Origin of the sequence: Sphingomonas astaxanthinifaciens DSM 22298, from assembly GCF_000711715.1 — a bacterium.
GTDB classification, from domain to species: Bacteria; Pseudomonadota; Alphaproteobacteria; order Sphingomonadales; family Sphingomonadaceae; genus Sphingomicrobium; species Sphingomicrobium astaxanthinifaciens_A.
This window is the reverse complement of the sequence record NZ_JONN01000001.1, coordinates 931,526-949,195: the sequence shown is the minus strand read 5'-3', so window position 1 is coordinate 949,195 and position 17,670 is coordinate 931,526. Positions and strand designations below refer to the sequence as shown.

15 protein-coding genes and 1 tRNA gene are annotated in these 17,670 nt (G+C 71.0%); 5 read left to right on the top strand and 11 right to left on the bottom strand.

From position 1 onward, the window contains the following. Window positions 1-36: 36 nt before the first annotated feature. The 5 genes from BS69_RS14185 to BS69_RS0104695 all read left to right on the top strand — a co-directional run bounded on the left by BS69_RS14185 (window position 37) and on the right by BS69_RS0104695 (window position 3,964). Window positions 37-192 (top strand): hypothetical protein, encoded by a 156-nt coding sequence (locus BS69_RS14185; protein ID WP_156956896.1) that lies wholly within the window; start codon window positions 37-39, stop codon window positions 190-192. Beyond that, window positions 176-1,975 (top strand): hypothetical protein, encoded by a 1,800-nt coding sequence (locus tag BS69_RS0104710; protein ID WP_029940825.1) that lies wholly within the window; start codon window positions 176-178, stop codon window positions 1,973-1,975. Before BS69_RS14185 ends, BS69_RS0104710 begins: the two co-directional genes overlap by 17 nt. Next, window positions 1,972-2,877 carry a tyrosine recombinase gene (locus tag BS69_RS0104705; RefSeq protein WP_029940824.1) on the top strand — a complete coding sequence of 302 codons (906 nt, stop codon included), beginning with the start codon at window positions 1,972-1,974 and terminating at the stop codon, window positions 2,875-2,877. Before BS69_RS0104710 ends, BS69_RS0104705 begins: the two co-directional genes overlap by 4 nt. Window positions 2,878-2,890: 13 nt before the next feature. Further along, on the top strand, window positions 2,891-3,838 hold the full coding sequence (locus tag BS69_RS0104700; protein ID WP_029940823.1) for an acetyl-CoA carboxylase carboxyltransferase subunit alpha: 948 nt from the start codon (window positions 2,891-2,893) through the stop codon (window positions 3,836-3,838). 51 nt (window positions 3,839-3,889) lie between these two features. After that, window positions 3,890-3,964: transfer RNA gene (locus tag BS69_RS0104695), tRNA-Val, on the top strand. 203 nt (window positions 3,965-4,167) lie between these two features. Here the strand turns inward: BS69_RS0104695 and BS69_RS0104690 are convergent. The 11 genes from BS69_RS0104690 to BS69_RS0104640 form a co-directional block, all read right to left on the bottom strand. Further along, window positions 4,168-4,866: a response regulator gene (locus tag BS69_RS0104690; RefSeq protein ID WP_029940822.1), complete on the bottom strand. Its 699-nt coding sequence runs from the start codon at window positions 4,864-4,866 to the stop codon at window positions 4,168-4,170. After that, window positions 4,860-7,520 (bottom strand): sensor histidine kinase, encoded by a 2,661-nt coding sequence (locus BS69_RS0104685; protein WP_029940821.1) that lies wholly within the window; start codon window positions 7,518-7,520, stop codon window positions 4,860-4,862. Before BS69_RS0104685 ends, BS69_RS0104690 begins: the two co-directional genes overlap by 7 nt. Beyond that, window positions 7,517-8,098, bottom strand: a complete 582-nt coding sequence (gene kdpC, locus BS69_RS0104680) for a potassium-transporting ATPase subunit KdpC (RefSeq protein WP_029940820.1) — start codon at window positions 8,096-8,098, stop codon at window positions 7,517-7,519. Before kdpC ends, BS69_RS0104685 begins: the two co-directional genes overlap by 4 nt. Before the next feature lie 11 nt (window positions 8,099-8,109). Beyond that, a complete protein-coding gene (kdpB, locus tag BS69_RS0104675; protein ID WP_029940819.1) occupies window positions 8,110-10,152 on the bottom strand; it encodes a potassium-transporting ATPase subunit KdpB in 2,043 nt (680 codons plus the stop codon). A 14-nt stretch (window positions 10,153-10,166) separates the two neighbouring features. After that, window positions 10,167-11,885 carry a potassium-transporting ATPase subunit KdpA gene (gene kdpA, locus BS69_RS0104670; RefSeq protein WP_029940818.1) on the bottom strand — a complete coding sequence of 573 codons (1,719 nt, stop codon included), beginning with the start codon at window positions 11,883-11,885 and terminating at the stop codon, window positions 10,167-10,169. A gap of 13 nt (window positions 11,886-11,898) precedes the next feature. Beyond that, window positions 11,899-11,988 (bottom strand): potassium-transporting ATPase subunit F, encoded by a 90-nt coding sequence (locus tag BS69_RS13930; RefSeq protein WP_084184280.1) that lies wholly within the window; start codon window positions 11,986-11,988, stop codon window positions 11,899-11,901. A gap of 12 nt (window positions 11,989-12,000) precedes the next feature. Further along, window positions 12,001-12,741: a TorF family putative porin gene (locus tag BS69_RS0104660; protein ID WP_029940817.1), complete on the bottom strand. Its 741-nt coding sequence runs from the start codon at window positions 12,739-12,741 to the stop codon at window positions 12,001-12,003. Window positions 12,742-12,852: 111 nt separating this feature from the next. After that, a complete protein-coding gene (locus BS69_RS0104655) occupies window positions 12,853-13,971 on the bottom strand; it encodes an ABC transporter permease (protein WP_029940816.1) in 1,119 nt (372 codons plus the stop codon). Next, on the bottom strand, window positions 13,968-15,086 hold the full coding sequence (locus BS69_RS0104650) for an ABC transporter permease (RefSeq protein ID WP_029940815.1): 1,119 nt from the start codon (window positions 15,084-15,086) through the stop codon (window positions 13,968-13,970). Before BS69_RS0104650 ends, BS69_RS0104655 begins: the two co-directional genes overlap by 4 nt. After that, window positions 15,083-16,087 carry an HlyD family secretion protein gene (locus BS69_RS0104645; RefSeq protein ID WP_029940814.1) on the bottom strand — a complete coding sequence of 335 codons (1,005 nt, stop codon included), beginning with the start codon at window positions 16,085-16,087 and terminating at the stop codon, window positions 15,083-15,085. Before BS69_RS0104645 ends, BS69_RS0104650 begins: the two co-directional genes overlap by 4 nt. After that, window positions 16,084-17,547 (bottom strand): TolC family protein, encoded by a 1,464-nt coding sequence (locus BS69_RS0104640; RefSeq protein ID WP_051676542.1) that lies wholly within the window; start codon window positions 17,545-17,547, stop codon window positions 16,084-16,086. Before BS69_RS0104640 ends, BS69_RS0104645 begins: the two co-directional genes overlap by 4 nt. Window positions 17,548-17,670 lie beyond the last annotated feature (123 nt).

Genomic DNA, 17,670 nt, shown 5'->3' with positions numbered 1-17,670 from the left:
ATACAGCGTGGCCGTCAGTCGGCAAAAGCCCGCCTCATGGCGATACGACAGCGGCCTCCGCATCCCGCGCGCGGGCTCATCATCTGGCTCATCATCCTGGTCGTCCTCGTGGCGGCCGCGATCTGGGTCGCGGGCGGCGCGAAGGAAGTGCCGACCCGGCCGATTGAGGTGGACGTTGCGAAGCCCGCCTAAGCTTCGCTGGTGGCTGGGCGTGGCCGCCGCGGCACTGGCGCTGCCCGCGCTGGCGCAGGAAAGCCTGCTTCCGCCGGGCTTCAACGACACCGCGCCGCCGCCCGAGAAGCCGGCCGAGACCCGCGCGCCCGACAGCGGCGCCGCCGAGGTCCGCCGCCCGGCCCGGCCCGATCGCGGGGTCGAGGGCGGGGTGGTCGAGGAGACGTCGAGCCTCAGCGAGGCCGATCTCAAGAGCGTGCCCGTGGCGGCCCCGCCGGTCGAGCTTCCGGCGAGCTCGGAGCGCGATCCGCGCGTGGTCGGCGCGATCGATCCGGTCAGCTGGGGCCTCGGCGCCTCGCCTTGGGGCCCGGCCAATGGCGGCTTCCTGTCGGGGCTGATGCGGCGGCTCGATACGCCGCTGCCGAGCCGCTGGCTCCACATCACCCTGCGCAACGCCTTGCTCAGCCGGAGCGAGGCCCCGCCCGAGGTCAATCCGGTCGACTGGGTCGCCGAGCGGGCCTGGCTCCTCCTCAGGATGGGCGAGGCCGATGCCGCGGCGATGCTCGTGGCCGGGGTCGACGTCTCCGATTTCACGCCCAAGATGACGCAGGTCGCGGTGCAGAGCGCGCTGGCGAGCGCCGATCCGGGCGCTTTGTGCCCGGTGCGCGACAAGATGCAGCGGGTCGAGAAGCGGATCCTCGCGCTCACCGACGCCATGTGCGCGGCCTTGTCGGGCGAGGCGAGCAGTGCCGCGACCCGGATCGAGCAGGCCCGCCGGCGCGGTCCGATCACCGGGATCGACCATGTGCTCGCCGACAAGGTGGTGGGCGCGGGCGCCGATACCGGGCGCGCCGCGACGGTCGAGTGGGAAGGGGTGAAGGGTCTCACCGCCTGGCGCTTCGGCCTGGCCAGCGCGACCGGGCTGGTGCCGCCCGCCAATCTCATCAACCGAGCGCCGCCGCGGGTCCGGGCCTGGCAGGCGCGCGCGCCTTTGCTCAGCGCCGAACAACGGCTGCCCTCGGCGCGGATCGCGACCGGGCTCGGCGTGTTGTCCTCGGCCTCGCTGGTCGACCTTTATTCGCAGGTCTATGACGGGACCGACCCCTCGGACCTCAGCGGCACAGACGCCTGGCAGTTGCGGCTCGCCTTCGCCGCGCGCGAACCGACCGAGAAGGTCGCCGCGATGCGCAAATTGTGGGGCGAGGGGAATGACCCGCTCCAGCGGCTGGCGAGCGAGGCCCTGGTGTCGCTGGCCGCGTCGCGGGTCCGGCCCGACGCCAGCTACGGGGCCGACGTGCCGCGGCTGATCGCCTCGATGCTGGCCGGCGGCTACGACCGCGCGGCGGGGCGCTGGGCGGGCGTCGTCGGCGACCTCGACGACAGCGCCGACGAGGACAAGGCCTGGGCGCTGCTCGCGCTCGGCACCGAGGCCAATGTCGATCTCTCCGAAGGGCGGATCGAGCAGTTCGTCGACCGCGATTCGAGCCCCGACCAGACCCGCTCGAAGCTGCTGGTCGCGGGACTTGCCGGGCTCGGCCGGATCAACTCGGAGACCGCGACCAGCCTCAACCGCAAATATGCGCTCGGGCTCGGCCGCGAGAATGTCTGGACCCGGATCGTTACCCGGGCCGGCGAGAAGCGCCAGCCGGGGAGCGCGGTGCTGCTGGCCGCGATCGGGATGCAGGCGGCCGAGCCGCAGCGAATCCCCTCGGCGCACGTCTTCCGCGCGCTGACCGCGATGCGCGGTGCCGGGCTCGACTTTGCCGCGCGGATGGTCGCGGCCGAGATGCTCAGCCGGACGTGACCGAGAGCGACCGCGCGCTCGTCGACCGCTTCGCCGATGCGCTGGCGGCCGAACGCGGCGCGGCCCGCAATACGCTGCTCGCCTATCGCAGCGACCTCGCCGCCGCGGCCGAGGTGGTCGGCGACCTGGGGCTCGCCGGGGCGGCGGAGCTGGGCCGGCTGGCGCCCGCCTGGGCCGAACTCAGCCCGGCGACGCTCGCGCGCCGCTCGGCCGCGCTGCGCCGTTTCTATGGCTTCCTTGCCGACGAGGGGCTGCGGAGCGACGACCCCTCCGCCGCCTTGCCGCGCCCGCGCACCGTCCGTCCGCTGCCGCGCGTGCTCGAGCCGGACGAGGTCGACGCGATGTTCCGCGAGGCCGAGGACCGGGCGGCGAGCGGCGAGCCCTTGCGCCTGCGCAACCTCGCCCTCCTCGAACTGCTCTATGGCTCGGGGCTGCGCGCGACCGAGCTGGTCAGCCTGCCGGCGCGCGCGCTGGCCCGGCCCGAGCCCTTCCTCATCCTCTCGGGCAAGGGCGGCAAGGAGCGGCTGGTGCCCATTTCCGACCGCGCGCGGGTGGCGGTCGCGCGCTGGCGCGAGACCCTTCCCAAGGGCGCGGTCTGGCTGTTTCCCGGGGGCAAGGCGCATGTCAGCCGGGTGCGGCTGTTCCAGCTGGTCCGGGCGATGGCGGCCGAGGCGGGAATCGCGCCCGAGCGGATCAGTCCGCACGTCCTGCGCCACGCCTTCGCGACGCATCTCCTCGCCAATGGCGCGGACCTGCGCGTGCTCCAGGCGCTGCTCGGCCATGCCGACATCGCGACCACGCAAATCTATACCCATGTCGACAGCAAGCGGCTGGTCGAACTGGTGAATCGGGTCCACCCGCTCGCCGGCGGCGCGCTTGCCAAGGCGTCGACATCGGCCTAGCCCGCGCCCCGATATGCTGACCTACCTGGATTTCGAAAAGCCCATCGCCGAGCTCGAGACCCGCGTCGCCGAGCTTCGCGACACGGCCCGCGGCGGCTCGGTCGACCTCGACCTCGATCCCGAGATCGAAAAGCTCGAGGCGAAGAGCGCCAAGCTGCTCAAGGACACTTATGCGCGGCTGACCCCGTGGCAGAAGACGCAGGTCGCGCGCCATCCCGAGCGACCGCATTTCCGCGACTATGTCGCCGGGCTGGCCGACGAGTTCGTGCCGCTGGCCGGCGACCGCGCCTTCGCCGACGACCAGGCGATCATCGGCGGGCTCGCCCGGATCGGTGGCCGCAAGGTGATGCTTCTCGGGCACGAGAAGGGCGCCGACACCCAGACCCGCCTCAAGCACAACTTCGGCATGGCCAAGCCCGAGGGCTATCGCAAGGCGATCCGGCTGATGGACCTCGCCGACCGCTTCGGGCTGCCGCTCGTCAGCCTGGTCGATACGCCGGGCGCCTTCCCGGGCGTCCAGGCCGAGGAACGCGGGCAGGCGGAAGCGATCGCCCGCGCGACCGAGCGGGGCCTCGCCCTCAAGGTCCCGTCGATCGCCGCTATCGTCGGGGAAGGGGGCTCGGGCGGCGCGGTCGCGATCGCCGCCGCCAACCGCGTCCTGATGTTCGAGCATGCCGTCTATTCGGTGATCAGCCCCGAAGGCTGCGCCTCGATCCTGTGGCGCACCGCCGACAAGGCCGCCGATGCCGCCGAGGCGATGAAGATCACCGCCGCCGATCTCCTCGGCCTCAAGGTCGCCGACCGGATCGTCCCCGAGCCGCTGGGCGGCGCCCACCGCGACCCTGCCGCGGCCATCGCCAACCTCAAGCGCGCCATCCTCGAGGAGCTCGACGCCCTCGCCGGTCGCTCGGGCGAGGAGCTGCGCCAGCTGCGCCGCGAAAAGTTCCTGTCGATCGCCTGACCTTTGCCCTTGCGCGGGGGCGGACCCCCCGCTAGAGGCCCGTTCCAGCGTGGGCGTGTAGCTCAGTGGTAGAGCACTGTGTTGACATCGCAGGGGTCGCAAGTTCAATCCTTGCCACGCCCACCATTTTCTCTCCCCATGATGTCAGCAAATTAGCGGTCAGCGGCCAATGGCCTCGCAAGCAAGCCTCGCGAGAGGCCTCCTGCCGTGCCGCCAGGCGGCAGTCGAGCTCGGGCCAGCTCACCGCCATCTTTGCCGTCCTCATCGTCGTGGTCGCCGCCTGCAGGCTCTGGAAAAGCGCGGTCGCAGCATTCTGACTTGGGGGAGGCTCAGGCGGCGGCGTTGTGGCGGTCGTCGAGGCGGTAGCCGACCGCGGGTTCGTTGATGATCAGGCGGGGCGAGGCGGGGTCGGCCTCGAGCTTGAGGCGGAGGCCGCGGGCGGCGACGCGGAGATATTCGAGGTCGCGCTCGTGCGCCGGGCCCCAGATGGTGCGGAGCAAATAGGCGTGGGTGAGGACCTTGCCCGGCTGGCGCGCCAGCTCGGCGAGCAGGGCATATTCCTTGGGCCGGAGGTGGATGTCGCCGCCGCCGCGGGTGACCCGGCGCCGCTCGAGGTCGATGACCAGGTCGGCGATGACGAGCGCGACGTCACGGTCGGCCGCGATCGCCCGGCGCAGCGTGGTGCGGATTCGGGCCAGCACTTCCTCGGTGTCGAACGGCTTGGTGACATAGTCTTCGGCGCCGAGGTCGAGTGCCGCGACCTTCTCGGCCGTCGCCTCGCGCGCGCTCACCACGAGGACCGCGACCCCGCGCGCCTTCATCAAGGGGACGAGCTCGAGCCCGTCGCGATCGGGCAGGCCGAGGTCGAGGAGGGCAAGCCGCGGCTTGTCGATGTCGAGCGCGGCCAGCGCCTCGCGCGCCGAGGCGGCTTCGATCACCGCATGGCCGGCGCGTTCGAGCGCGCCGCGGAGCAGGCGGCGGATGGCGGGCTCATCGTCGACGACGAGGATCGGGGCGGTATTCAGCATGGGTCCGTCTCGCGCACGAGATGGCTTTCGGGAAAGCCGATGGTGAAGATGGCGCCGGTGCGATCCGCCCGGTTGGCGGCGCTGACGGTGAGGCCCATGCCGGTGGCGAAACCGCGCACGATGGCGAGGCCGAGCCCGGTCCCGCCGACCCGGTCCGAGCCTTCGAGCCGGGCGAAGGTCTCGAAGATCCGCTCCTCGCTTGCCGCGGGAATGCCGGGCCCCTCGTCGATCACCTGCAGCTGGACCGCGCCGGACACCCGCCGGCCGGCCACGATGATCCGGCTTGCCGCGGGACTGAACTTGGCGGCATTTTCGAGCAGGTTGACGAGGCACTGGTGGAGCAGTCGCTCGTCGGCGCGAACGAGGGGCAGATCGGGCGGGACCTGGAGCTCGAGCGGGTGGTCGGCGAGGGCCGAGCGAAGGTCGTGTACCGCGCTCGCGACGGCGTCGGTGATGTCGACCGCGGTCGGCTTGAGGTCGAGTGCGCCGCTTTCGACCCGGACCATCTCGAGAAGATTGGCGACGAAGCGGTTGAGCCGCTGCGCCTCGCGCTCGATGATCGCGCCTTCGGGGGAGGGCTGTCGGCGACGCAGCTCGTCGGTCGCGGCGAGGATCGCGGTAAGCGGGGTGCGCAGGTCGTGGCTGACCGACGACAGCAGGGCGGCCTTGAGGCGATCGCGCTCCTGCAGCTTGGCGACGTCGGCCATTTCCTCCTCGAGCACGACCCGGCGCAGCGCGAGCGAGGCCTGGCCAAGGACGCTGACCAGCAATTGCTGTCGGTCCGAGCGAAGTCCGTCGCTTTGGCCGGTCCCGCCCAGCCCGAGCAGGGCGAGGACCCGGTCGCCGACCGCGATGGCATGGAACTGCCAGTCCGACGCGGTCAGCGTGCCCGAGCCGCGCCCGGTGGTCTCGTTCCTGTCGAAGGCCCATTCGGCGGCCGCCCGGTCGAGCGCGTCGAGCAGGGGAATGTCGGGAACCCCGGCCGTCACGCGAACGGCGCCGCTTGCGTCGCGCGTCAGGAAGATGGTGTCGAGCCCGAGCAGTTGCGCGGCCTCGCGGGCGAGCACGTCGCCGAGGGCAGCGCGGTCGGTGACCCCGGTGAGATGGCGGGCGATCCCCGCGAGCGCGCTGTTCTGCGCCGCGCTCTTGCGGGCGATGGTGGCCTGCGCCTGCGCCCGCGCGGCGAGCTGGCTGACGACGATCGCGACCCCGAGCAGGACGAGGAAGGCGACCACGTTTTCGGGGTCGCCGATGGTGAAGGTGTAGAGCGGCGGGAGGAAGAAGAAATTGTAGCACAGGCTCGAGAGGACGCCCGTCGCGATGCCCGTGCGCAAGCCGAAGCGCATCGCCGCGAACAGGACGGGCACCAGGAACAGCATCCCGATGTTGCTGACGATCCCGATGTTGCCGACGAGATAGCCGAGCCCGGTGATCGCGGCGACCGACAGCGCCGACCAGAGATAGCCCGACGGCCGGCCCCAGCGTCCCGGTGCCGGCGCCGGACTGACAGGGCGGGGCGCCTCGCCGAGGGGGAGGACGTGGACCGCGATCTCGGGCGTCTCGCGCACCAGCCGGTCGACCACCGAGCCATGACGCAGCTCGAACCAGCGCGAGCGCGCCGACTTGCCGACCACGATCTGGGTCGTCCGCGCGTCGGCGGCATGGCGCTTGATCCCCTCGAGCACGGTCTCGGCGGGCATCGAGACGACTTCGGCGCCGAGCCGCGCGGCGAGCTGGAGGGTCGCGGCGAGACGCTGGCGCTCGGCATCGCCGAAGCTAGCGCTCCGCCCGGTCTCGACGTGGAGTGCGACCCAGGGCGCGCGAAGTGCGTCCGCGAGACGCTTGGTCGCGCGGACCAGGCTGTCGGCACCCGGCAATTCGCTGACCGCGACCAGCACCCGCTCGCCCGCCGCCCATTTGCCCGCGAGCCCGCCCGCGGCGGCGTCGTCGAGGATGTCGCGGTCGACCCGCTGCGCGGCTTGGCGAAGCGCGAGTTCGCGCAGCGCCGAGAGGTTGGAGCGGGAGAAGAAGTGCGAAAGCGCGCGCGAGGCCTCGTCGGGGACATAGACCTTGCCGTCCTTGAGGCGCTGGATGAGCTCGTCGGGAGGAAGGTCGACGACCTCGAGCTCGGCCTGTTCGATCACGCTGTCGGGAACGGTCTCGCGCACCCGCACCCGGGTGAAGGAGGCGACGAGGTCGTTGAGGCTCTCGATATGCTGGATGTTGAGCGTGGTGTGGACGTCGATGCCCGCGGCGAGCAGCTCCTCGACGTCCTGGTAGCGCTTGGGATGGCGGCTGCCCGGCGCGTTGGTGTGCGCGAGTTCGTCGACCAGCGCGAGTTTCGGGTGGCGGGCGAGGAGGGCGTCGAGGTCCATCTCCTCGAGCGGCCGGCCCTGATGGGCGAAGGTCCGGCGTGGGAGGATCTCGAACCCGGCGGTCAGCGCCATGGTCTCGACGCGGCCGTGGGTCTCGACGATCCCGACCACCACATCGAGCCCGGCGGCGCGCAGACCGGCGGCGTCGGCGAGCATCTCGTAGGTCTTGCCGACCCCGGGCGAGGCGCCGAGGTAGATCTTGAGCCGTCCACGCTCGGCCCGGCGCGCCTGCCGGAGCAGTGCGTCGGGCGAGGGGCGAGGGGGATCGGCGGCGGTCACCGCCCGGCTTGTGCCGCCGCTTGGTCGAGTTGTCGATTGAGGAGCAGGACGTTGACGTGGGGCTCGCCGAGGACCGGTCGCTCGACCGCGCGGGCGACAAGGGCACCGAGCGCCTCGCTGGTCATGCCGCGCGCGGCCGCCACCCGCGCGACCTGCGCCGCGGCATTGGCGGGGGAAATGTCGGGGTCGAGCCCCGAGCCGCTGGCGGTCACCATGTCGGCCGGGACCGGCCCGCTCACCCCTTCGGCCCGGGCGGCGGCGACGCGCTCGGTGATAGCGGCCTTGAGGTCGGCGCTGGTCGGCCCGAGGTTCGATCCCGACGAGGCGCTCGCATCATAGCCTTGGCCCGCGGCCGAGGGACGGCCGTGGAAATAGCGCGGGCTGGCGAAGGACTGGCCGACGAGGCTCGACCCGACGATCCGCTCGCCGTTGCGGACGAGGCTGCCGTTGGCGGGGCCCGGCATGGCAAGCTGCGCGACGCCGGTGATCGCCAGCGGATAGAGGAGGCCGGTCAGCACGCTGAGGGCGAGGAGCAGGAGCGCAGCGGGGCGCAGGGCGGTAGTGAGATCGCGGAGCATGTTGGGTCTCCTCAGGCGAGGTGCAGGCCGGTGACGGCAAGGTCGATGAGCTTGATCCCGACGAACGGGGCGAGAAGGCCGCCCAGCCCGTAGACGGCAAGGTTGCGGCGAAGGATGTCGCCGGCGGGGGCAGGCCGGTAGCGGACGCCCTTCAGCGCCAAGGGAACGAGCAAGGGGATGATCAGCGCGTTGAAGATGATCGCGCTCAGGATCGCGCTTTCGCTCGACCCCAGCCGCATCACGTTCAGCGCGCCGAGCGTCGGATAAAGCGCGACGAAGATCGCCGGGATGATCGCGAAATATTTGGCGACGTCGTTGGCGATCGAGAAGGTGGTGAGGGCGCCGCGGGTCATCAGCAATTGCTTGCCCAGGCCAACCACCTCGATGAGCTTGGTGGGATCGCTGTCGAGGTCGACCATATTGCCCGCTTCGCGCGCGGCCTGGGTGCCGGTGTTCATCGCGATTCCGACATCGGACTGGGCAAGGGCGGGCGCGTCGTTGGTGCCGTCGCCGCACATGGCGACGAGGCGGCCCCCGGTCTGCTCCTTGCGGATCAGCGCCAGCTTGTCCTCCGGGGTCGCCTCGGCGAGGAAATCGTCGACCCCCGCCTCGGCGGCGATGGAGGCGGCGGTGAGCGGATTGTCGCCGGTGATCATCACCGTGCGGATGCCCATGGCGCGCAGCTGGGCGAAGCGCTCGCGCATGCCTGCCTTGACGATGTCCTTGAGGTGGAGCGCACCGAGCAACCGGCCGTTCTCGGCCACTGCCAGCGGCGTCCCGCCCGAGCGCGCGATCTCGTCCGTGATCCGGCGAAGCTCGATCGCGGCGGGCCCGTCCGGCGCCGCGCCGCTCGCCTTGAGAAGCGAATCCACCGCGCCCTTTTCGAGCCGCCGCTCGCCGATGCGAAGACCGCTGAGGCGGGTCTGGGAGGTGAAGGGAATGACCTCGGCCCCCTCGGGCATCGCCTGCGATTCGATCCCGTAGCGCTCCTGCGCCAGCGCCACGACCGAGCGGCCCTCGGGGGTCTCGTCGGCGAGGCTCGCAAGATAGGCGGCCTCGGCCAGGGTGCGCTCGTCGATCCCGGACAGCGGCCGGAATTCGGTCGCATGGCGATCGCCGAGCGTGATCGTCCCGGTCTTGTCGAGCAGCAGCACGTCGATGTCGCCCGCCGCCTCGACCGCGCGGCCCGATTTGGCGAGGACGTTGAAGCGCACCAGCCGGTCCATGCCCGCGATCCCGATCGCCGACAGCAGCGCCGCGATGGTGGTCGGGATGAGCGTGATCAGCAGCGCGGCGAGGAGCGGCACGCCGATGCTTCCGCCCGAATAAGCGGCAAGGCCGGGAATGGTCGAAACCGCGATCAGGAAGATGATGGTGAGGCCGACCAGCAGGATGGTGAGCGCGATCTCGTTCGGGGTCTTCTGCCGCGACGCGCCCTCGACCAGCGCGATCATCCGGTCGAGGAAGCCCTGGCCCGGCTCCTGCGTGATCCGGACCTTGATCCAATCGGAGATGACGCGCGTGCCCGCGGTCACCGCCGAGCGGTCGCCGCCCGCCTCGCGGATGACGGGGGCGCTTTCGCCGGTGATGGCGGCCTCGTTGACCGAAGCGACGCCCGCGACGACCTCGCCGTCGGCCGGGATGAGGTCGCCGGTCTCGACCAGCACCAGTTCGTCGACCTGGAGCCGGGTTGCGGGGACCTTCTCGTAGGTGTCGCCGACGCCGAGCAGGAGCTTGGCCCAGAGCTGCGACTTGGTGTCGCGGAGCGAGGCGGCCTGCGCCTTGCCGCGACCTTCCGCCAGCGCCTCGGCGAAATTGCCGAACAGGACGGTCAGCCAGAGCCAGACGACCAGCTGGACCTGGAAGAGCGTGCTTCCGGTGCCGTGGCCGGTGACGAGCAGGACCGTCAGCAGGAGCGCGATCACCCCGGTGGTGAACATGACGGGATTGCGGACGAGTTGCCGCGGATCGAGCTTGGCCACGCTGTCGGCGAGGGCCGGCACGACCAGTGCGGCGCTGAACATCGAGGCGGGTGGGGAGGCGGTGCGGGACATGGGGATAACGTCCTTCAGAAGGTCTGGCCGCTGATCATCGCGAGGTGATCGGCGATGGGTCCAAGCGCGAGGCTGGGGAGGAAGGTCAGGCCGCCGAGCACCAGCACCAGGCCGGCGAGGAGGCCGGCCCACAGGGGGCCGGTGGTCGGGAAGGAGCCCGCGCCCTCGGGCACGTTACGCTTGGCCGCGAGGCTTCCCGCGATCGCCAGCACCGGCACGATGACGGCGAAGCGGCCGACGAACATCGCAAGCGCGAGTGTATAGGCCCACCAGTCGTTGCTCGCGGTCAGGCCGGCAAAGGCCGATCCGTTGTTGGCGACCGCGCTGGTGTAGGCGTAGAGCGCTTCGGAAAGCCCGTGCGGGCCGCTCTCCTGGAGCCCTGCGAGGCCGGCCGGGAGGACCAGTGCCAGCGCGGTCAGCCCGAGGATGAACAGCGGCAGGACCGCGATGGCGAGCACCGCCAGCTTGACCTCGCGCGCCTCGATCTTCTTGCCGACATATTCGGGGCTGCGCCCGACCATCAGCCCGGCGATGAAGATGCCGAGGATGACGTAGAGGAGCATGCCGTAGAGACCCGCGCCGACGCCGCCGACGATGACTTCGCCGAGATGCATGTTGAACATCGGCACGAGCCCGCCAAGCGCGGTGAAGCTGTCGTGCATCGCATTGACCGCCCCGCACGAGGCGGCGGTGGTGACGGTCGCGAACAGGGCCGAGGCGGCGATGCCGAAGCGCGTCTCCTTGCCCTCCATGTTGCCGCCCGCAAGGTCGACCCCGGCGGCGTGGTGGATCGGATTGCCCGAGGCCTCGGCGATGTAGGTGGCCGAGACGCCGGCGGTGAACAGGACCATCATCGCCGCGAGGATCGCCCAGCCTTGCCGGCCGTTGCCCATTGCCTTGCCGAAGCACCAGGTCAGCCCCGCGCCGAGCGCGAAGATCGACAGCATCTGGAGGAAGTTGGCGAGGGCGCCGGGATTTTCGAGCGGGTGGGCCGAATTGGCGTTGAAAAAGCCGCCGCCGTTGGTGCCGAGCATCTTGATCGCCTCCTGGCTCGCGACGGGGCCGAGCGCGATCGTCTGGCGCGCGCCCTCGAGCGTCTGCGCGACCGCCGATCCGGCGAAGGTCTGGGGCACGCCGAGTGCGACCAGGACCAGGGCGTAGAGGAAGGCGATCGGCAGCAGGATGTAGAGGGTGGTGCGGACGAGGTCGGCCCAGAAATTCCCGATGCTATTGCTTTCGCGCCGGGCGAAGCCGCGGATCAGGGCAAAGGCGACCGCGATGCCGGTGGCGGCCGAGAGGAAGTTCTGCACCGTCAGGCCAAGCATCTGGGTGAGGTGCGACATGGTCGTCTCGCCGCTGTAGCTCTGCCAGTTGGTGTTGGTGACGAAGCTGACCGCGGTGTTGAGCGCGACCGGAAAGGGCACCGCCGCGACCCCGGTCGGATTGAGCGGAAGCGCCGCCTGCACCAGCTGGAGGAGGAGCAGGAACGCGATCCCGGCGAGATTGAAGACGAGCAGGTGGGCCGCATAGCTGCGCCAGCCCTGTTCGCCCCGGGTGGCGCTTCCGCCAAGCGCAAGCAGCCCGCGCTCGACCGGCGCGAGCCAGCCGAGGAAGCGCGGTGCCTGCCCCTCGTAGATGCGGTGCAGCCAGGGTCCGAACAGCCGGGCCATGACGAAGGTGAGGGCGATGAAGCCGGCGATCAATGTCCAGCCGGCGAGGGTCGTATGTTGCATGGGGCCGAAAGCCTCAGAAGCGCTCGGGCCGCGCGAGCACGGCGAGCAGGTAAAGGAGGAGACCGAAAGCGGTGATCGCGCCGAGGAGGAGGTCGAACGTCATGGGGTCCGCACCTCAGAAACTGGCGCCGAGCGAGAGCACGACCGCGCCATCGACGATGGTCTTCGTCGCGCCCGCTGCGAGCGCGTCGCGGCGGTTGATGTCGGTGTCGACCCAGGCGAGGCTCGCATTGAGGTTGCGCCAGCTGGCGGCAGCGCCGAGCGACCAGTCGAGATAATGCCCGCCAGGCGTCAGCGTCGTGTCGCCCTTCGACCAGCCGACATGGCTGGTGAGGCTGACCGGAGTGCCGGCGATGGGCAGGCTGTTGTCGTTGAAGAGGTAGACATTGCCCTTGCCGCCGATGGCCTTCTGCGACGGCGCGATCGCCGCCCCGAACTTGGCGGTGGCCGGACCGACGGGCAGGCTGACGTTGGCATAGGGCTCGAAGAATTCGAACGTGCCGCCCTTGCTGCCGGGATAGGCATAATAGAGGACGCCCGCGTCCAGCGTCGCCTTGCCGACCGGGAGCTTGTAGCCGCCATAAAGATCGAGCTCGAGGTTGGACCCGCCGAGTTCGCCGAAGCCGTCGAGCGAGGACGCCCAGGCCCCGGCATAGGCGCCGCTCGCGTGGGTGAGATTGATCGTGCCCTGGATCGCCGGCTTCTCGTCCGACAGGCTGATCCCGCGGAAGCGATATTGCGAGACGAGGCTGGTCCCGCCGGTGACCGTGAAGGGCGGCGCGGTTTCGGCCGAGGCTCGCATGGGGAAGGCCGCCGCGAGGATGGCGGCGGTGGTCAGAAGGTCGAAAACGCGCATGATCTACTCCGCGGGGCCGAAGGGCCGACGGAGCGTCAGATGGCGCCGGGCGCCGTTACAATGCCATGTGGCGAAGCGCGCCCACCGTTAAAGTTTCGTGAAGGCAGAAGGTCAGGCCGCGGACTGCAGCCGGCGCCGGTTCAGGGCGATCCGGACAAGGGTCAGGGCAATGTAGAGCATGGCCAGGAGCGCCAGGCGGATGAGGGGCTCGATCACTTCGGGGAGCGAGGCGGCCATCTGGTTCAGGCCCACGAACATCGGCACGCCGTGGATGGCGGGGGAGAGCATGGCAATGGCCGCGACCCAGTGCGGCATGGCCTCGGTCGGGAAGGCCGCGCCGGTCAGGAAGAACAGCACCACCGAGGTCGGGACCAGCACCTCCATCGCTCGGTCGGCCTGGTCGAGATAGCTGCCGATGAGGAGGCCAAGCGCGGCGACCGCGAGCGAGAAGATCGGCGCGGCGACCAGCAGTCCGCCGAGATTGCCGCCGCGCGGCATGTCCTCGAGCCAGAAGACGAAGCCGAAATAGAAACTGCAGGCGAACAGCCCGATGAGGGTCAGCGCCGACAATGTCCCGAAATAGGCGGCCGGGGCGGGCACCGCGGCATGGCGCTGGCGCCGCCCGCCCGAGAGCATCGCCGCGCCGAACAGCAGGGTCTGCTGGAGGATCACGATCGACACCGCGGGGAAGATGTAATCGGCATAGCCGGTGGTGGTGTTGAACAAGGGCCGGATCTCGATCTCGACCGGGCGGGTCCGGGGCAGGCGGTCCTCGAGCGGGGCGAGGCGCTCTTCGACCAGGCCCTTGACGCTCCGCTCGAGCGCGAGCCCGATCCCGCGGGCGCGCAGGAGATAGGTGCCGTTGACGGTGACCGACACACCGCCCCCGCCGCTTCCGGTCAGCAGTCGCCGGCCGAGCCCGTTGCCGAAGCGGATGATCCCGTCGGCGCGCCGCTCGCGGACCTCGCGCTCGGCGGCGGCCTCGCTGGCAGTAACCGAGACCACGGCGACCTCGGGCGCGGAATCGAGCGCGCGGACGAGGGCGCGGGTGGCGGCGCTGTCTTCCTCGTCGACGACCACGACGGGCAGGTCGACCACCGTCTGGTGGCGATAGGGCGCCGGGTAATAGAAGGCGTAGAAGAGCACCGCGACGACCATGGTCGAGACGAGCGCGCGGGTGGTGAAGATCTCTCGAAGCGCGGCTTCGAAGGCGGCGAAATAGCTTCTCATGCCGCGCGGCTCCGGCGAAGCACGGCGAGGGTGACGAGGCCCGGCACCAGCACGTAGAGCGCGAGGATGAGAAACTGCGGGGCGGCGACCCGCGCGGGCGCACCGAGCCACTGGTCCATCTGCAGCTCGAGATAATGAGTGAAGGGGAGCAGCCCGCTCCACGCCCGGGTGAGGAGCCCCGCGCCCTCGACCGGCAGGCTACCGCCCGAATAGGCCAAAGCCGAACCGGCATAGACGGCGCTCGCGGCGAGCGCGGTGCTGGTCTCCTTCGACAGGGCGACCAGCATCGCCGAGATGCAGGCGGTACCCGCGAGGAGAAGCAACTGGCCGGCCATGATGAGGGCGAGGCTTCCCTGCGGCTGCCAGCCGCGGACCCCGGCGATCCAGATCAGCCAGGCCGCCCCCCAGGCGCCGCAGATGGCGACATAGGGGAGGAGCTTGCCCGCTAGCGCGCCCGCCCCGCCGCCGCTTCGGGCGACCCAGCCGGCCAGCGAGCGACCGTCGAGTGCGCGGCCCATCGCCATGGCGGCGGCGCAGGCGATGAGGAGGTGAAGGACGGCCGGGTCGACCAGCGCCTGCAGATACCATTCGAAGCTCGCCTCGGGGTTGGCGAGGATGGCGAGGCTGACCGGGATCGGTGCGAGGCGCAGCGCGGACAGTCCGTCGAGCCCGCTGGCGCTGATCGCGGCGGTCCTGCCGGCCTCGACCAGCGCCTGCGCCATGCCCGCTTCGGCGATCCCGCCGGTCGAGAGATAGGAGGCATTGTAGCTGATCCGCAGCACCGGCTCGTCGCGCGGCGCGAGGCTGGCCGGCAGTTGCACGAAGGCGATGATCCTGCCGCGGCGGACCAGCGACAAGGCTTCCTCCTCGCTGCGGAGGCGAGCGGCGACGCGGATGGCGGGCGAGTCCTCGAGGCTCTGGACGAAGTCGCGCGCCGCCTGGTCGTCGCGCCCGCCGACCACCGCCACCGGCAGGTCGCGGGGCACGCCCTGGAGCAGCATCGCCGCCATCAATCCGAGCAGCACGAGCGGCATGACGAACAGCAGCAGCTGGTCCCAGCGGTCGGCGACGAGGTGATCGATCTCCGCCGCCAGCGCGCGGGAGAAGTCGCTCATCGCGGGTCGGCGAAGAGGACGCTCATGCCGGGGCGCAATTGCTTGACCGGCCGCTCCGGCTCGAGCCGGATCTCGAATCCGCGCTCGTCGAAGCCCGAGCTTTGCCGGGTCGCCTTGCGGGTCGCGAACTCACCCTGCACCGCAACCGAGCGGACGACGAAGCGCACGCCCTTCTGCCCGAGCGCGGGGATGTCGCCGGTCAGGACCGCGCCCTTGCGAAAGGCCGCCATCTGGCTTTCGCCGATCGCCAGCCGGACCCACGGCCGGTCGACGTCGACGATCTGGAACAGCGGCAAGGCGGGCGCGACGACCTCGCCCGGCTCGACCAGCCGCTTGGCGAGCTCGCCCGAGACCGGCGCGCGGATCTCCCGGTCCTTCGCCAACGCGGTCGTGGCGGTCCGGCCGCCGCCCGCGAAATCGACCTGCGCATCGGCGGCGCGGCGGGCTTCCTCGCGCGCGCCGGCGATCGCTTTCTGGACCTGGGCGTCGGCGGCGCGGGCGCTGGCGGCGCTGCTGGCGGCGAGAGCGCGGGCCTCGTCGCGGCGCTGGGCGGCGATCACTCCCTCGGCATAGAGGTTCTCCGCGCGCCGCGCCGAGACCGCGCCGAGATTGGCCTGCGCGCGCGCGGCGCTGGCGACCGCCTGGAGCGCGGCAATGTCCTCGGGCCGGGTGCCGCTGCGGGTCGCGTCCTGGAGCGCGCGGGCGGTGGCGAGCGCGGCTTCGCTCTGCTGGGTCACCGCATCGACCGCGGGTGCCTCGATCGTCAGCAGGAGCTGGCCCGCGCTGACCCGGTCGCCTTCCTTGACCGCGATGTCGCCGGCGCGGCCGCCGATCCGGCTCGCGACATTGACTTCCTGCGCCTCCACCTCGCCCTGGAGCGGGGGATTGCTCGGGCGGCTCGACAGCCACAGGCCGAGCGCGAGGAGCGCGGCGACCACGAGGAAGCCGACCAGCCACCAGCGCCGCCTGCCCGGATCCTGCGCCAGCACCGTCTCGCTCATGACCTGATCCTCCGGTCGGCGGTAGCAACCGCCGCGTCAAAATCGTTCATCCGTCCACTCGCCGCCAGCAGCGCCGCCAGCGAGACCGCATATTCATAGGCCGTGGCGAGGCGCTGGGTGCGGACGTTGGTGAGGCGGGTGCGCGCGTCGATCACCTGCGTCGTCGTCCCTTCGCCCTCGCGGTAGGCGATTTCGGCGACGCGGAGGTTCTCGTTGGCCGCGGCGACCGAGCTGTCGAGCGAGAGAAAGCTCCGCCGGGCGCCCTCGGCCAGGGCCCAGGCATCGGTGATCTCGGTCGCGACCGCCTTGCGGGTGACGGTCACCGCGTCGCTGGCGGCGGCCTCGCGTTCCTTGGCCGCCGCGATCGCCTTCAAGCGGTCGACGGGCGAGAGCAGGGTCCAGCGAGCCCCGACGCCGGCGATCCAGTCGGGCTCGGTCGGGGCGGCCGACTTCCGGTCGAAGCTGTATTCGCCAAAGGCATAGGCCTGGGGGAGGAGGCGCGATTTGGCGAGCTTGACCCCGGCGCTGGCGACCTCGCGCGTCGCCTCGGCTTCGCGGACGCGCGGGTTGGCCGCGCTCGCAATATAGTCGCCGGCGGGGGACAAGGGGCGGTCGTGGACGAACAGCCCGGTCGAAGGGACGAGGTCGGCCTCGCTTTCGAGCAGCAGGCGAAGCACGGCGATGGCGCGGTCGCGGTCGATGGTCGCGCGGTCGAGGGTCCGGGCGGCGGCGTCGCGGACGACCTGCACCTCGAGGACCTTGGAGCGGGGCAGCACCCCGTTGCGGAAGAAGGCCTGGGTGTTGGCGAGGTGGCGATCCATGGCGGCGAGGTCGTCCCGGGCGGCGGCGACCAGTCCGTCGGCGAGGGTCACGCCGAAATAGGCGCGGGCGAGATTGACCCGGGCAAGGTTGATATCGGCGTCGGCCTTGGCGCGGGCGGCGGTCGCCGCGGCCCCGGCACCGCGTTGGATCGCGCCGATCGCCCCGCCGGTGTAGAGCGGCACGAAGGCCGTCGCGGTCGGCCGGAACAGGGTGTCGCGGGTGCGATAGTCGAGGTTTTCCGGGATTTCGTCGAGAAGGCCCGGAAGCGCCGCATCGACCCGCTGGGTGACGAGCTGGACGATCCCCTGGAGGTCGGGGGGAAACTGGCCGGGGAGGGCATTGAGGTAGGTGCCGATCTGCTGCTGGGTCTTGCCCTTGAGCCCGCTCAGGTCGACCGACAGCGTCTTCTGATAGGTGACGAGCTGGGCCGACAGGCTGACGGTCGGGCGGCGCAACGTCCGCAGGGATTCGGCCGTGAGTTTCGCCGAATTCGCCGCGTGATCGGCGGCCGAGACCTCGGCCGAGCGGCGGAACTGCTGGTCGGCGGCCGACCAGCTGATCGCGACCGGCGCGGCATGCGCCAGTGCCGGAAGCGAGATGGCGAGCGCGGCGGCGACCGGGATGATCGTGATGCGCAACGAGAAACCTCTCGGAGGAAGAGTGGGACGCTGACGCTACGGCGGCGGGATACAGGGATCGGCACGGGACCGTTCCGACGGTGCAAAGCCGGTCTCCCGGGCAAATGTTCCCGACATTGTTTC